11 protein-coding genes are annotated in these 15,508 nt (G+C 71.1%); 7 read left to right on the top strand and 4 right to left on the bottom strand.

The features are described 5' to 3' along the window. Positions 1–55: 55 nt before the first annotated feature. Genes ABZZ20_RS21215 through ABZZ20_RS21225 form a run of 3 tightly spaced genes read right to left on the bottom strand, consistent with a single transcriptional unit; the run spans position 56 to position 3,644 of the window. Positions 56–2,359 (bottom strand): FtsX-like permease family protein, encoded by a 2,304-nt coding sequence (locus ABZZ20_RS21215; RefSeq protein ID WP_356871713.1) that lies wholly within the window; start codon positions 2,357–2,359, stop codon positions 56–58. A gap of 5 nt (positions 2,360–2,364) precedes the next feature. Then, the gene (locus ABZZ20_RS21220; protein WP_356871715.1) at positions 2,365–3,123 is read right to left on the bottom strand and encodes an ABC transporter ATP-binding protein; all 759 of its coding nucleotides are present in this window, start codon (positions 3,121–3,123) and stop codon (positions 2,365–2,367) included. Further along, positions 3,120–3,644 (bottom strand): PadR family transcriptional regulator, encoded by a 525-nt coding sequence (locus ABZZ20_RS21225; protein ID WP_356871717.1) that lies wholly within the window; start codon positions 3,642–3,644, stop codon positions 3,120–3,122. Before ABZZ20_RS21225 ends, ABZZ20_RS21220 begins: the two co-directional genes overlap by 4 nt. Before the next feature lie 130 nt (positions 3,645–3,774). Here ABZZ20_RS21225 and ABZZ20_RS21230 point away from each other — a divergent pair, with 130 nt between their 5' ends. From ABZZ20_RS21230 to ABZZ20_RS21260, 7 genes are all read left to right on the top strand, one after another. Then, positions 3,775–5,046 (top strand): ABC transporter substrate-binding protein, encoded by a 1,272-nt coding sequence (locus ABZZ20_RS21230; RefSeq protein ID WP_356871719.1) that lies wholly within the window; start codon positions 3,775–3,777, stop codon positions 5,044–5,046. A gap of 248 nt (positions 5,047–5,294) precedes the next feature. Beyond that, on the top strand, positions 5,295–6,968 hold the full coding sequence (locus ABZZ20_RS21235) for a glycoside hydrolase family 13 protein (protein WP_356871721.1): 1,674 nt from the start codon (positions 5,295–5,297) through the stop codon (positions 6,966–6,968). 40 nt (positions 6,969–7,008) lie between these two features. Continuing rightward, positions 7,009–8,349 carry an ABC transporter substrate-binding protein gene (locus ABZZ20_RS21240; protein WP_356871723.1) on the top strand — a complete coding sequence of 447 codons (1,341 nt, stop codon included), beginning with the start codon at positions 7,009–7,011 and terminating at the stop codon, positions 8,347–8,349. 14 nt (positions 8,350–8,363) lie between these two features. Continuing rightward, on the top strand, positions 8,364–9,716 hold the full coding sequence (locus tag ABZZ20_RS21245; protein ID WP_356871725.1) for an ABC transporter permease subunit: 1,353 nt from the start codon (positions 8,364–8,366) through the stop codon (positions 9,714–9,716). Beyond that, on the top strand, positions 9,713–10,624 hold the full coding sequence (locus tag ABZZ20_RS21250) for a carbohydrate ABC transporter permease (protein ID WP_356871727.1): 912 nt from the start codon (positions 9,713–9,715) through the stop codon (positions 10,622–10,624). The genes ABZZ20_RS21245 and ABZZ20_RS21250 overlap by 4 nt, the downstream gene beginning before the upstream one ends. 116 nt (positions 10,625–10,740) lie before the next feature. Next, entirely contained in the window at positions 10,741–11,682 is a 942-nt protein-coding gene (locus ABZZ20_RS21255; protein WP_356871729.1) for an NAD-dependent epimerase/dehydratase family protein, read from the top strand. A 310-nt stretch (positions 11,683–11,992) separates the two neighbouring features. Continuing rightward, a complete protein-coding gene (locus tag ABZZ20_RS21260) occupies positions 11,993–13,321 on the top strand; it encodes a hypothetical protein (protein WP_356871731.1) in 1,329 nt (442 codons plus the stop codon). 91 nt (positions 13,322–13,412) lie between these two features. Here ABZZ20_RS21260 and ABZZ20_RS21265 read toward each other — a convergent pair whose 3' ends face one another. After that, positions 13,413–15,281, bottom strand: coding sequence for a transglycosylase domain-containing protein (locus tag ABZZ20_RS21265; RefSeq protein ID WP_356871733.1), 1,869 nt, complete (start codon positions 15,279–15,281; stop codon positions 13,413–13,415). Positions 15,282–15,508: the final 227 nt, after the last annotated feature.

Genomic DNA, 15,508 nt, shown 5'->3' on the forward strand with positions numbered 1-15,508 from the left:
TCGCTCAGCTGCCGCTGCCGCTGCCGCTGCCGGCACCTGTTGCTGTCGGTGAGCTTCAGGCGCCGCAGACGAGGGTGTCGGCGAGGCGTCGGTGCGCCGCCCTGGCCGCCGGGAGGACGGCGAGGGCCATCGCGCCCAGCACGGCGCCGGCGGTGAGCAGCAGCAGGTGGACCCCGGACGGTGCGTGGGCGATGCCCGCGCCCACCCCGCTGGTCCGGCCCTCGTGGTCGATCAGCCACCGGGCGAGGGGGACGCCCACGGCGGTGGCGACCGCCGCGGCGGCCAGGGCAGTGCAGCCGACGGCCGTCACGGCCAGGGCAGTGACCTGGCGAGGGGACAGTCCCATGGCCTTCAGGGACAGGACGTCCCGTTCGCCTTCCCGGACCGTTGCGCCGATGGCGGTCGACACTTCCGCCAGCCCGATCAGGGCCAGCACCACGATCAATCCGACCACCACAGCCCGCAACGGGGCGAGCCGGTCGCCCGGGTCGGCGACCTCGTGGATGTCGAGGCGACCCGCGGAGGCCGCGAGCAGCTCGGAACGGACCGTGTGCGGGTCGGCCGAGGGGCGCAACCGCAGGTGGTAGAGGGTGGGCTGGAGAGCCGGATCGTTCTCCAGCAGGGTGTCCAGAGAGGTGGAGATCGTCCTACCGCCGTTCTCCGGGTCCAGGTTGCGGCCGACGACGTGCAGCACCTGGGGGTGACCGCCGACCGTCACCCGGACCCAGTCACCCATCCCCACTCCGAGGAGGTCGAGCAGCCCTTGACCGGCCACCGCCTCGTCCGGCCCGAGGGCCGGCCGGCCCTCCACCACGGAGTACGGATAGGGGTCCTGGAGACCGCCGAGACCGCGCAGGGTGACGGTCCCGGTCTGGCCGGGCACCAGTGCGGCGACCTCCAGGCCGCGGTGCGCGGCGATCACGTCGGGGCTGCGCTGGAGGAGGGCGCGGGCCTCCCGGTCCCCGACGCCCTCGGCGGGCCGGGCGGTGAGCGCAGCGGGCATGCCCATCTGGTCGGGGCGGGAGTCGAAGCGTGCGATGGTGCTCCAGGCACCCAGGGCCACGCAGATCAGCAACAGCGGGAGGGCGAGCCGGGCGATGCCGGCCGCTGCGTGTCGTCCGCGGCTGAAGGCGCTGTGCCAGCCGAGCACCAGGGCGGGCGGCATCCCCGGCAGGGCGAGGGCGCGGCGCGCCGGTGCGGACAGACCGCGGCCGGCCGGCGGGGCGACCGCCGAGCCGGCGGGCACGGGCGGTACCCGGCCGGCACGCCAGGCGGCGAGTGCGGTGGCCGCACCGATGAGGAGGACGACGGCCGTCGGGACGCCGAGCAGTACGGCGGTGTGACCGGGCAGGCCCTGCCAGACGTCGACGGCGTCGCCGAGCCGCCCGGGTAGCAGGTCGCCGGCTGCTTCGGCGAGCACGATGGCGAGGGCCGCACCGAGGGCCGCGTAGGCCAGGTGCTGGGCGAGGAAGATCCGGACGACCTGGCCGGGGGTGAAGCCGATCGCCTTCAGTACGGAGATGTCGCGCAGGTGACCCCGTACGCGGGTGCTGATGGCGCCGAACACGGCCAGCGCGGCGGCACCCAGCGCAGCGAGTCCGAACAGGCCCAGCACCTGGCCGAGGAGCCGGTTGTCGCCCTGGGCTTCGGCACGGGCGCGCTGCCAGGGGCTGACGTCGGTGACGGCTCCGGCGCCGAGCACGGTCACCGCGCGCTGTACGGCGTACTCGGTGTCCTGCGGGTCGGTGAGACGCAGGCCGGTGATCCGGCCGGCCGGTCCCGGGGTGCCGTGGACCGTGTTGGCCGGGGCCCAGATGGTGCCGGGGCGTTCACCGGGCCGGTAGCGGGGTTCCGCCGTCTCGGCGATGCCGAGGACGGTGAGCGTGGCGTCGCCACCGCCGGGCAGGCTGAGGGTGTCACCGGGGGCGGCGACCAGAGCGGCGGCCAGGACGGCATCGAGGACCACGCCGCGGGGCACGTCCGGGTCGAGCCAGCGGCCCGCGACGATCAACGGGCGGCCGGTGGTGGGCGGTCGGGCGGCGCCAGCGCGCAGTTCCACGGCGGCGCGGGCGCCGCGGGAGGCGACGGTGGTGGCGACCGTGTCGTAGGGGCCGGCGACGGCGGCGACGCCGTCGATCTCGGCGAGCCGGGCCGGTTCGGCGGCGCGGTTGGTGTGCAGCCAGACGTGGGCGCCGTGCGACCGGTTGAAGACCCGCTGCCACGGGTTGGTCGCGTAGCCGAAGAGTGCGGTGGCGAGGAGCAGGGACGCGACGACGCCGGCGGTGGCCGCGATCAGGAACAGGGCCTCACCGCGGTGGGTCTTCAGGTCGGCGTGCGCCCAGCGCAGCATGGCCCGCACGGCGTTCAGTCCTGCAGCTCGACGACGCTGGCGGGTCCGACGGACCTCGACGAGGAGGCGCCCTCGTCGAGGTCGGCGTCGTCGGTGACGCGACCGTCGAAGAAGCTGATCACCCGGTCTGCGGCGCTGGCCAGCCGGGCGTCGTGGGTGACCAGGACGATGGTCTGGCCGCGCTGGTGGAAGCGGGTGAGCAGCCGCATGACCTCACGGGTGCCCTTGCTGTCGAGACTGCCGGCCGGCTCGTCGGCGAGCAGCAGCCGGGGCTGGTTCACCAGGGCGCGGGCCAGGGCGACCCGCTGTTGCTCGCCACCGGACAGTTCGCCGGGCATGCTGCGGGCCTTGGCGGTCAGGCCCAGTTCGGCGAGGAGTCTCTCCCGCTCGGCCCGGGCCTGTTTGGTGGGGGTGCCGGCGAGCAGGGCGGGCAGTTCCACGTTGTCCGCGACGCTCAGGCTGGAGACCAGGTTGAAGAACTGGAAGACGATGCCGATGCTGCGCCGCCGCTCGACCGCCCAGCGTGCTTCCGAGTAGCCCTCGGTGGCTTCGCCGTCGAGCCGGACGGAGCCGCTGTCGGGGCGCTGGAGCCCTCCCAGGAGGTGGAGCAGGGTGGACTTGCCCGCCCCGGAGGGGCCGGTGACGGCGACGAACTCACCCGGCCGCACGGTCAGGTCGACGCCGCGTACGGCGTGTACGGGCCCGCCCTCGCCGTGATGCGTCTTGATCAGGCCCCGGGTCTGGAGCAGGGGTGGTATGGAGGTCTGGCTCATCGCGGTTCCTCCACGCCTTCGAGCTCTTCCTGGCAGCGTTCCAGCCAGTCGAGGTCCGCCTGGAGATGGAGCATGGCGCCCTCGATGAGCAGGAGGGCCGTCCGGTTGTTCCGGTCCTCGGCGGAGGCCAGCTTGGAGAGGGTGCGCATGGTCTTGAGGTACTCGCGTCGCTGTTTGTTGATGAGGCTGATCTGGTCGGCGAGACCGGTGCGGGGGGCGAGGGAGAGCTTCATGAAGAAGTCGTCCCGGACCCGCGGCTCGTCCGCGGTCTCCTCGAACCAGGCGCTCAGGGCCTCGCGCCCGGCGGCGGTGAGGTGGTAGATCTTCTTGTTGGGCCGACTCGACTGGGCGACTTCCTCGCCCTCGATGAGTCCGGACTTCTCGAGTCGACCCAGGGTGACGTAGATCTGGCCGACGTTGGGTTGAGGGTACGCGGACCCCAGGAGTTGCTCAAGGTCCTGTTTGAGTTCGTAACCGTGCGCAGGCCCGTCCGCGAGGAGAGCGAGCAGTTGCATGCGCACTCGGGGCTCTCCTTCAGGTCGCGATACGGGATCGATGTGCTCTGCGCCCTAGTATCGCCCAATACCTAACAGGTATACATGCGACTGATCTGACGAAGGCGTCGGGCGCAGGTGTGACAAGGAGGAACCTATGCGGTGGACGAGTGCCGCGGGTAGGGGACTCCTGGCGCTCGTCCTGCTGTTGGTGGCCTCGGTGACGTCGAGCGCGTCGGCGCAGCCGCGGCGGGACGCCGGGCGCGGGCCGATCACCCTCGCCACCGCCGGTGATCTCACCGGCTACCTCGGCCCGCTGTTGGAGGGGTGGAACCGGGCGCGGCCCGCCGAGCGGGTCAGGCTGGTGGAACTGCCCGATTCCGCGGACGAGACCCGGGCCCAGATGATCACGGACCTGCGGTCCGGTCAGGGACGGTTCGACGTCCTGAACATCGATGTGGCCTGGACCTCGGAGTTCGCGGCGGCCGGGTGGATCTCCCCGCTCGACCGGCAGCGCTTCGACCTGGGCGCCTTCCTTCCTCCGGTGGTGGACACCGCCACCTACCACGGGCGGCTGTACGCCGTGCCGTACGTCACCAACGCCGGCATGCTCTTCTACCGGGAGGACGTCCTGACGGCGGCCGGCGAGCGTCCACCGCGCACCTGGGCGGAGCTGGAGCGGCAGGCCAGGACCCTAGCGCCGCGGTTCGGCCTGGACGGCTACGCGGGACAGTTCCTGCCGTACGAGGGGCTCACGGTCAACGCCACGGAGGCGATCTACTCCGCGGGCGGGTCGATCCTCGGCGACGAGCAGGGGCGGGTGGCCGTGGACTCGGCCGCCGCACGATCCGGGGTGGCCTTCCTCGCCGGGGGCGTGCGGGACGGATGGATCCCGCCGCAGGCACTGTCGTACACGGAGGAGGAGTCCCGGCAGGCCTTCCAGGACGGGCGTCTGCTCTTCCTGCGGAACTGGCCGTACGCATGGGCCGGCGCGGCCGGCAGCGCATCCCGGGTGGCCGGCCGGTTCGGGGCGGTCCCCCTGCCGGGGCCTGCGGGGCCGGGGACGAGCGTGCTCGGCGGGTCCAACCTCGCGGTGAGCAGTCGAGCACAGCACCCGCGGACGGCAGCCGACCTGATCGGGTACCTCACGAGTGAGGCCGTGCAGCGCAGGGTGCTGACCGAGGGGGCGCTGCCGCCGGTGCGGGCGGCCCTGTACGGCGAGCCCGAGCTGGTGCGGAGGTTTCCCTACCTGCCGGCGCTGCGGGAGAGCGTACTGGCGGCCCGACCACGCCCCAAGAGCCCCCGATACGAGCAGGTCAGCCTGGTCGTCCAGGCCGTGATGCACGACGCGCTGACGCAGCGCGAGACGCCCGCCGCGGCGGTGCGACGTCTGGCGACCGAGTTGGGTGCCGTCGCGCGCGAGGAGTGAAGGGCCGCCTGAGAGCGTTGCCGACCCGAGAGCCCGCCACGGCGGGCTTTTCTATTTAACCGTTAGGTATCCGGGGCGCCGCCTCGTGGAAACATTTTGCGGGACAAAACGGCACAGGCTGGGGTAACTCCCCAGTTACTTGTGGCGCATTCGTTGACATGGCCTGAAGGGTCCTACCTAACATGCATGCATAACCGCTGCCCCTTCCGAGCAGCGCGCACCCTTCACGCAGAACAGGTCCACGGGTGATGCTCACAGCCCCGGCCACCAACGGCCCCTCGCACCGCCTCACGCTCCCTTGGTGGCGCGACGCAGTGATCTACCAGGTGTACGTCCGCAGCTTCCTGGACAGCACCGGCGACGGAATCGGAGACCTCGCCGGAGTCCGTTCCGGACTGTCGTACCTCAAGAAGCTCGGCGTCGACGGCATCTGGCTGAGCCCCTTCTACCCTTCCCCGCAGCACGACCACGGCTACGACGTCGCCGACTACTGCGAGGTGGACCCGGTCTACGGAGACCTCGGCGAGTTCGCGCTACTGGTCACCGACGCCCACCGGCTCGGGATCAAGGTGCTCCTCGACATCGTCCCCAACCACTGCTCAAGCGAGCACCCCTGGTTCCGCGAGGCGCTCGCCGCAGGGCCCGGAAGCGATGCCCGGGCCCGCTTCCACTTCGCTCCCGGCCGCGGACCGGGCGGCGACCTCCCGCCGAACAACTGGCACGCGATGTTCGGCGGGCCGGCCTGGAGCCGGGTGACCGAGCCGGACGGCACGCCCGGCGAGTGGTACCTGCACATGTTCACGCCCGAACAGCCCGACCTGAACTGGCGCAACCCCGAGGTCGGGGCGTACTTCGACCAGGTGCTGCGGTGCTGGCTGGACCGCGGCGTGGACGGCTTCCGCATCGACGTGGCCGCCGGACTGTTCAAGCACCCGCAACTGCCGGACTCCAGCGACCCCGAGGCCGACGCCCGGACCCGGGACGCGGTCAACCCGCTCGCCTGGAACCAGCCCGAGGTCCACGACGTCTGGCGGCACTGGCGCTCGGTGTGTGAGGAGTACACCGCCCGGGACGGTCTGGAGCGCCTCCTGGTCGGCGAGGTGTCCGTACCCACGGCCCGCGAGCACGCCCTGTACGTCCGCCCCGACGAGCTCCACCAGGCGTTCTTCTTCGACCTGCTGGGCGCCTCCTGGGACGCCCCGGGCTTCCGGGCGGTGATCACGGACGCCCTGCGGGACATCGCCGGAACCGGATCCAGCGTCACCTGGGTCCTCAACAACCACGACCAGGTCCGGACGGTCACCCGCTACGGCGACTGCGACCCGAAGGGCAGCGGGCTCGGCGCCGCTCGCGCCCGGGCCGCCGCCCTGCTCATGCTGGCGCTGCCCGGCGCCGCGTACATCTACCAGGGCGAGGAACTGGGCCTCCCGGAGGTCGTCGACCTCCCGGACGAGGTCCTCACCGACCCGATCTTCCGGCGCACCGGCAGCCGGGCCCGGATCCGCGACGGCTGCCGGGTTCCGCTGCCCTGGTCCGGCCACGCCTCGCCGTTCGGGTTCAGTGCCGGCATGGAAGTCAAGACCTGGCTCCCGCAGCCCGGCTGGTTCGCCGAGCACGCCACCGACCGGGCCCTGGCGGACACCCGTTCCTTCTGGCACCTCTACCGCGAGGGCCTCCAACTGCGCCGCGGCCTGCCCCAGTTGGGCGAGGGCACGCTGCGCTGGCTGGACGCGCCCCTCCAGGTGCTGGCCTTCGAGCGGGGCGACGGGCTGGTGTGCGCGGTCAACTTCGGCACCGAACCGGTACCGGCCCCCGTCGCCGGCGCCCCCCTGCTGTCCAGCGGAGCCTGCCCGGCGGGCACGTTGCCCGGGTCCACCGCCGCCTGGTGGATCACAGAGTCCCCCTCCATCCCGTCCTTCTGACCCTCCCCGTAGTTCCGACCCCGCCCCGAAAGGTACGGACATGATCAGACGACGTTTCACGACGGCCTGCTGCTCGGCCCTCACGCTCACCCTCGCCCTCGGAGCCACCGCCTGCGGTGGTGATCCGGTGAGCGCCGCCGGTGGGGGGAAGTCCCTGGCGGGACAGACCGTCACCGTCGCCGGCGTCTGGTCGGGTACCGAGCAGAAGAACTTCCAGAAGGTGCTGGACGCCTTCACCGAGAAGACCGGTGCACAGACTCGTTTCGTGTCCACCGGCGACAACGTCTCCACGGTCGTCGGCAGCAAGATCGAGGGCGGCAACGCCCCCGACGTGGTGATGGTCCCGCAGGTCGGCGTCCTCCAGCAGTTCGCCCGCCAGAAGTGGCTCGCCCCGCTGTCCACGGCCGCCCAGAAGTCCGTGGAGTCCCACTACGCCCCGGTGTGGAAGAGCTACGGGTCCGTCGACGGCACGCTCTACGGCCTGTACTTCAAGGCGTCCAACAAGTCCACCGTCTGGTACGCCCCCGACGCCCTCGACCAGGCCGGCGTACAACCCGCCAAGTCCTTCCAGGAGATGCTCACCACCGGACGTGCCGTCGCCGATTCGGGAGTCAGCGCCTTCGCGGTGGCCGGCGAGGACGGCTGGACCCTCACGGACTGGTTCGAGAACGTCTACCTCTCCCAGGCCGGGCCCCAGAAGTACGACGAACTCGCCCAGCACCGGATCAAGTGGACCGACCCGAGCGTGGTGGACGCCCTGAAGACCCTCGGCACCCTGTTCTCCGAGGACAAGCTCCTCGCCGGAGGTCGCAACGGCGCCCTGGCCACCGACTTCCCCGGCTCGGTCGAGAAGGTCTTCGGTCCCAAGCCCGAGGCCGGCATGGTGTACGAGGGCGACTTCGTCGCCGGTGTGGCCGAGGGGGAGTTCAACCGGAAGGTCGGCGAGCAGGCGAAGTTCTTCCCCTTCCCGGCCGTCGGTGGGGGCGCGGCCCCCGTAGTCAGCGGGGGTGACGCGGCCGTCGTCCTCAAGGACGGCAAGAACCAGCAGGGCGCGATGGCGCTCCTGGAGTTCCTCGCCACGCCCGAGGCGGCGGCCGTATGGGCGGCCCAGGGCGGATTCCTCTCCCCGAACAAGGCGCTCGACCCCGCCGCGTACCGCAACGACACCCTGCGGGCCACCGCCAAGTCCCTGATCGAAGCCGGGGATTCGGTCCGGTTCGACATGTCGGACCAGGCCCCGGCCGCGTTCGGCGGCACCAAGGGCGCGGGCGAATGGAAGATCCTCCAGGACTTCCTGCGCGACCCCTCGAACCCCACCGCCACCGCAGAGGCGCTGGAGACGGCCGCGGCCAAGGCGTACGGCGCCGCGAACCAAGGCTGAGGCGACGGACCGACATGACCACAGTCACCCGAACCGTCCGCCACGGCGCCGCAGATGAGCGGCGCCGTGCCGGACGGCGGCGGCGGACCATCGCCGTCGTCTTCGTCCTGCCCGCCCTGCTGCTGCTCGGCGCGCTGGTGGTGTACCCCGTCCTGTTCTCGATCGGCCGCAGCTTCTTCGACGCCTCGGGCAGCCGTTTCGTCGGCGGCCACAACTACGCCGAGATGTTCCGCGACCCGGCCACCCTGCGGGCCGTCCGCAACAGCACCATCTGGGTGGTCGTCGCTCCCACCCTCCTGACCGGCCTGGGCCTGATCCTCGCCGTACTGGTGGAGAAGATCCGCTGGGCGGCGGCGTTCAAACTGCTGCTCTTCCTGCCGATGGCGGTCTCCTTCCTCGCGGCGGGCATCATCTTCCGCCTCGCCTACGACGAGGACCCGGACAAGGGGGTGCTGAACGCGGCGGTGGTCGGCGTGCACGACGTGTTCCGCAGCGGCTCGTCCTACCCGGGCGCACGGGTCCGGGGAGCCGAGGGCGTACGCCCGGCACCCGGCGGCGGGTACGAGACCAGTGCCCACCTCTCCGCGGGCAGCACGGTGGTTCCGCTCGGCCTGGTGGGCATCAAGCCCGGCGACGTCGCGGCCGAGGCCCGTCCGGCCGCCGGCGCCGCCGCTGCCGAGGCGGCCCCCGACCAACTGCGCGGCGTGGTCTACCTGGACTTCGCCCCGGGAGGCGCCGGGCGCCCCGGAATCGTGGACACGGACGAGCGCGGCCTGCCGGGCCTGACCGTCGAGGTGCTGCGGGACGGTCGGGCGGTGGCCACGACCACCACCGGCGCCGACGGCGCCTACCATGTCAGCGGCCTCGACGCGGACGGTAGTTACACCGTGCGGCTGCCGGCGTCCAACTTCGCGGAACCCTTCACCGGGGTGTCCTGGCTCGGTCCCGCCCTGGTGACCCCCGCCATCATCGGCGCCTACCTGTGGATCTGGGCGGGCTTCGCCATGGTGCTGATCGGCGCTGGGCTGTCCGCGTTGCCCAGAGACGCGCTGGAGGCGGCGCGCATCGACGGCGCGAGCGAATGGCAGGTGTTCCGGCGGATCACCGTGCCCCTGCTCGCCCCGGTCCTGACGGTCGTCTTCGTCACGCTGGTGATCAACGTGATGAAGGTCTTCGACCTGATCTACATCATCGCGCCCGGGCCGGTGCAACAGGACGCGACCGTACTCGCCACCCAGATGTGGCTGGTCTCCTTCGGTGGTGGCAACGACCAGGGGCTCGGAAGCGCGCTGGGCGTGCTCCTGCTGCTGCTCGTGCTGCCCGCGATGGTCTTCAATGTCCGTAGATTCCGCAGGAGCCAGTCATGACCGCGACCACGACCGCCCCCGTCGCCGAGAAGACCCGTCCCGTGCCCGCGGCCCGCCCCGCACGCCGGAGCAGTCGCCTCCGCCGCTGGCTGGGCAACGGCCTGGTGCAGGCGTTCCTGCTGGTGGTCGGGCTGATCTGGATCACCCCGGTGGCCGGTCTGCTGCTCTCCTCGCTCCGCACCGCGCAGGACAACGCGTCGAGCGGCTGGTGGACCGCGCTGGCCGACCCCGGACGGTTGTCCTTCGACAACTACACCGCTCTGCTGGGCAACGCGGGGATGACCCGGGCCTTCTGGAACACGGTGCTCATCTCGGTCCCGGCGACAGCCCTGGTGGTGGTCCTCGCGGCGCTCGCCGGATACGCCTTCGCCTGGCTGGAGTTCCCCGGCCGGGACTGGCTCTTCCTCCTGGTGGTGGCCCTCCTGGTGGTCCCGGTGCAGGTTGGACTGCTCCCGGTCGCCAAACTCTTCGGTCAGTTGGGCCTGTTCGGCACCATCCCGGGCGTGGTGCTCTTCCACGTCGCGTACGGGCTGCCGTTCGCCGTCTTCCTACTGCGCAACTACTTCGCCGAGATGCCGGCCGAAATGCTGGAGGCGGCCCGGATGGACGGCGGCGGCGAGTGGCGGATCTTCACACAGGTGATCCTGCCGGTGGGCCGCCCGGCGATCGCGAGCCTGGCCATCTTCCAGTTCCTGTGGGTGTGGAACGACATGCTGGTGGCGCTGCTCTTCGCCGACTCGTCCGCGCAGCCCCTGACGGTGGAACTGCAGTCGCAAGTCCGCCAGTTCGGCAGCAACATCGACGTACTGGCGCCGGGCGCCTTCCTCTCCCTGGTCGTGCCGGTGGTGGTGTTCCTGGTGTTCCAGCGGCACTTCGTGCAGGGAGTCATGGCCGGCTCGGTGAAATGACGCGCCCCCGCAGAGCCTTTGCCGGCGGAGGCTCTGCGGGCCGGCACCCGACGGCCCGCAGGACCGTCGTAAGAACGGAAGGTCGGATTATCGGCGGCCCCGCTTAGGGTGCGGACATGAGCTTTCATGTCGTCGTGGGTTTCGGGCCCGCCGGGGCCGCAACGGCCCGGTTGTTGGCCGAACAGGGCCGTTCCGTACGTGTCGTCACCACATCGGGCCGCAGCCCGGAACCCGGAATCGAGCACGTCGCGTTGGATGCGACGGACACCGCGCGGCTGATCGAAACCGCGCGGGGAGCAACCGCGATCTACAGCTGCGCCGCGCCGCCCTACCACCGTTGGGCCGACGCATGGCCTCCGCTGGCCTCGTCCCTCTGTGCCGCGGCCGAGGCGACCGGCGCCGTACTGGTCATGCTGGGCAACCTCTACGGGTACGGACCGGTCGACGGTCCTATGACCGAGGGGCTGCCGCTCGCGGCGACCGGGCCCAAGGGGCAACTGCGCGCCGCGCTCTGGGAGCGGGCGCGCGAGCTGCACGCGCAGGGCCGCATCAAGGCGGTCGAGGTGCGGGCCTCGGACTTCTTCGGGCCCGGCGTGACCGATGGCGGCCACCTGGCCGCACGGGTCGTGCCACGGCTGCTGCGCGGCAAGCCGGTCTCCACGCTCGCAGACCCGGACGCCCCGCACAGCTGGACGTACGTCCCCGACGTGGCCGGGGCCCTGGTCGAGGTCGCGGGGCAGGAGCGGGCTTGGGGGCGGCCCTGGCACGTCCCGACGGAGCCCGCGCTGTCCGTTCGGGACATGGTCGGCCGCCTGGCCGCCCGGTCGGGAACGGATCCGGTCGCGGTGCGCAGGATCCCGTCGGCCGTACTGGGCGTGGCCGCCCCGTTCTCCCCGTTGATCCGCGAACTGAAAGAGGTCCGGTATCAGTTCGACCGTCCGTTCGTCGTCGATTCGAGCGCTTACCGGACGGAGTTCGCGGTACGGGCCACGCCCTTGGACGAGCAGGTCGGGGCGACGGTCGACTGGTGGCGCGCGCGGCGGACGACCAGCGGGTGACCGCGCGCCGGCGCGCCGCCGCCGCAACGCTCCGGTCGGTGTTCCCGCCCGCTGGACACCGGGAGCACCTGGAACACCAGGAGCCCGATCGGGCTGCTCCCGAGGATGATTTCTCCGCTTAACCGATCATATGGGGCGTCCTGCCGCGTGGCGGCCCGCCGGGCTCGCCTCTTCGGTGCGGGGGCTGTGAGTTGGCTGTGAAGCGACGGAGGGAGGGGTCCGGGGTGCGGTAGGTGTGCCGACAAGTTCTATATTCGTATGAACCATCCATGCGCGGCCCTGCTGCGGTGATCAGGGGGGAACGACTGCGATGGTCGAGATCGACGCCGCTCCACAGGCCCAGGCCCGGACGGAGTCCCGCAGTGCCCGCAAGGCGCGCAAGAAGGCCCAGAACCGCAAGCGCCTGGGCATCGGCATCGCCGTGATCGCCGTGGGCGGGTCCGCCGCCACCGCGTACGCCTTCACGCTGGGTGGCTCTTCGGGCGCCGAACGTGATGCGAAGCTGGCGGGCTCGATATCCTCGGGGGCCGGCAAGGGCGGTTCCGGAAAGGGCACGGACGAAGCCTGGGACGGCAAGGTCAAGGTGCTCGGAGACGGCTCCACCTCCTACACCGGGCCGCAGCCGGGGCAGCTCAAGCCCGAGCGGTTGAAGCCCGGCGAGAAGCCGCCGCAGTTCGTGGTGTTCTCCTGGGACGGCGCGCTGGAAGGCGACGACCACCTCTTCTCGCACTTCCGCCAGGTGGCCCGGGAGAGCAAGGCCCACATGACCTTCTTCCTCACGGGCATCTACCTGCTGCCGGAGAGCAAGAAGATGCTCTACCGCCCGCCGCAGCACAGCGCGGGCTCGGCCGCCATCTCGTACCCGACCGTCCCGCACGTGAAGACCACGCTGGAGCAGTTGCGCGGCGCCTGGAGCGACGGCAACGAGATAGGTTCGCACTTCAACGGGCACTTCTGCGGGCCCAAGGGCGGCGGGGACTGGAGCCCCGCCGAATGGAAGAGCGAGATAGACCAGACCTACTCGTTCATGAAGACTTGGAAGACCAATACCGGGTTCACCAAGGAAGCACCCCTGCCCTTCGACCCGGACCGGGAAGTGGTCGGCGGCCGTGCACCCTGCCTGGAAGGTCAGAAGAACCTCCTGACCGCGATCAAGCCGTACGGCTGGCGCTACGACGCGAGCTCCTCGGGAGACTTCCAGATGTGGCCCTCCAAGCAGGACGGCATATGGAACTTCCCCCTCCAGCTCGTCCCCTTGCAGGGCAAAGAGGTGCAGGTCCTCTCCATGGACTTCAACTTCCTCTACAACCAGTCCGGCGACAGCACCCAGGGTGACCCGGCGAAGTTCGCGGCGTGGCAGGCGCAGACCCGGGGCTCGTACATGAACGGCTTCAACCGCGTCTACAACGGCAGCCGGGCGCCCATGTTCATCGGCAACCACTTCGAGGACTGGAACGGCGGCATCTACATGAAGGCCGTCGAGGACGTGATGAAGGACGTCTGCCCGCGCAAGGAGGTCCGCTGCGTGTCGTTCCGGGAGCTGACGGACTGGCTCGACGCCCAGGACCCGAAGGTCCTGGCCCAGCTGCGCATGCTCGACCCCGCGCAGGCGCCGGACTGGAACGCGCTGATCAAGTAGCCGCCGCCCGGGCGCCGTGAACCGGGCGACGTACGCGCCGGGCGGGTCGGTGTCCGGGCGGGTCGACCGCCCGGATGCCGACCCGCCCGGCCTACTTCACCGCCTTGATGTAGTCGGCCCACAGGCGTACCGCCCGCTCGCTGCTGGGGGTGCCCGGGGCGTCCCCGCCGAGCCCCGTCAACGGCAGCGGAATCAGGTCGGTCAGTGACATCCGGTAGACCACCACGGCCGTGGACTCCTGCTCCGTGCTGGCCACGAACCAGCCCGCCGTGTTCGTGGCGGTCGTTCCGGTCTTGCCGGCCGCGCCGGGGTGCGCCTTGCTCGCTGTTTTCGCCGATCCCTCGGTCACCGCGTCCCGCAGGGCCTCCGTCACCGCACGTGCGGTCTTGGCCTGCATCGCCCGGGTCGGCTTCGGCGCGGCGACCGGCACCGCGGCGCCGTTGCGGGTGATCGAGCGCACCGAGTAGGGGTCGGTGTGCATGCCGTTGGCGGCGAAGGTCTCGTATGCGCCGGCCATGCGGATCGCACTGGGCGTCGAGTTCTCGCCGAGCGCGAACACGGGGATCCGCGGCCCGAGGCTCGACGCGAGCAGGCCCGAGCGCAGGGCGAACGACTCCACCCGGTCGAGGCCGACGTCGAGGCCGAGCTGGAGCATGGGCGTGTTGACGGAATGGGCGACGGCCTGGTTCAAGGTCACCTGGCCCCAGTTGCGTCCGCCGTCATTGCGCCCCTTCACCACCTTGCCGCTGCGGTCCCAGTACGGGCCCTCGGGCGTCTGCACCGTGACCTGGTCATTGCCGTCGTAGGGGCTGGAGGGGGAGACGGGCGTACGGGCCTTGCCGCGGGTGCGCAGCACCCCTTCGTCGAGCGCGGCGGCATAGACGATCGGCGTGAACGCCGTGCCGGCCGGGATCGTCGTCGCGTTCGACTCGTTGAAGCCCTGCTTCAGGTAGTCGGGGCCGCCGTACACGGCGAGCAGCCGCCCGTCGGGGGCGACGCTCGCCGCACCGATCTTCGCGTGCTTGTCGGTGGTGGGACGCCGTTCGGCGTCGAAGTCCTTCTGCGCTCCCTGGACGGCAGCGGTCAGGGCGGTCATACGGGCCTGGTCGAAGGTCGTGTAGATCTGGTAGCCGCCGAGGTCGAAGTCGGAGTCCTTGATGTGACCGGACTTGATCGCGTAGGCCTTGGCCAGCTCCACCAGGTAGCCGGTCTGGGCACCGGGGGTGCCGGCGGTGCCCGGCCCCGTGGGCTCCGGGAACTTCGTGTAGGTGGCGCGCTCGGCACGCGAGAGGTGGCCGGTCTCGACCATGCGGTCCAGGATCCAGTTCCACCGTTCGACGGCCCGCGCGTGGTTGTCCTCGCTGAGGGCGGGGTCGAAGAGCCCGGCGCCCTTGAGGAGGGAGGCCAAGAAGGCGCCCTCGCTGGCGTTGAGCTGCGAGACGTCCTTGCCGTAGTACGCCTGGGAGGCACGCTGGATGCCGTAGGTGCCGCGCCCGAACCAGCTGGTGTTGAGGTAGTCCTGGAGGATCTGCTTCTTGCCCGACTTGCTGTCCAGCTTCAGGGCGAGCATGAGCTCGGTGAACTTCCTCGACAGGGTTCGGTCCTGGTTGAGGTAGGCGTTCTTCACGTACTGCTGCGTGATGGTCGACCCGCCCTGGGTCTCGCCCCCCGTCACCGCGGCGCGCACGGCGCGCAGGACGCCCTTGGGCGAGACTCCGGGATCCGAGTAGAAGCTCGCGTTCTCGGCCGCCAGGACGGCTCCCTGGACCTCCGCGGGCACCTTGTCGAGCGGCATCTCCTGCCGGCTGACCCAGCCCGTCCGGGCCATCGTGGAGCCGTCGGCCCAGTAGTAGACGTTGTCCTGCTGTGTGGCGAACGAGTTGAGGTCGTCGGGTATGTCCGTAGTTGCGTAGGCGAACGTGACGAAGCCCACCATGCCGATGAACACGTACAGGCACATGCCCAGCCACTGGCGCCACGAGGGTATCCAGCGCCGCCAGTCACTGCGGCCCGGCCTCGGGTAGGCGGGCCTCAGGCGCCGCAGCTGCGTGCGCGCCGCAGCGACGGCCGGTGCGACGGCCGGTGCGACGGCCGCTGCGAGGGTTTCCAGGCGAACGGCCCTCGCCCGGGTGCGGCGGCGCGCGCCGGAGTTCCCCCGGCGCCCCGAAGAGGCTTCGTTGTCGCCCT

The organism is Streptomyces sp. NPDC006430, from assembly GCF_040612395.1.
GTDB lineage: Bacteria > Actinomycetota > Actinomycetes > Streptomycetales > Streptomycetaceae > Streptomyces.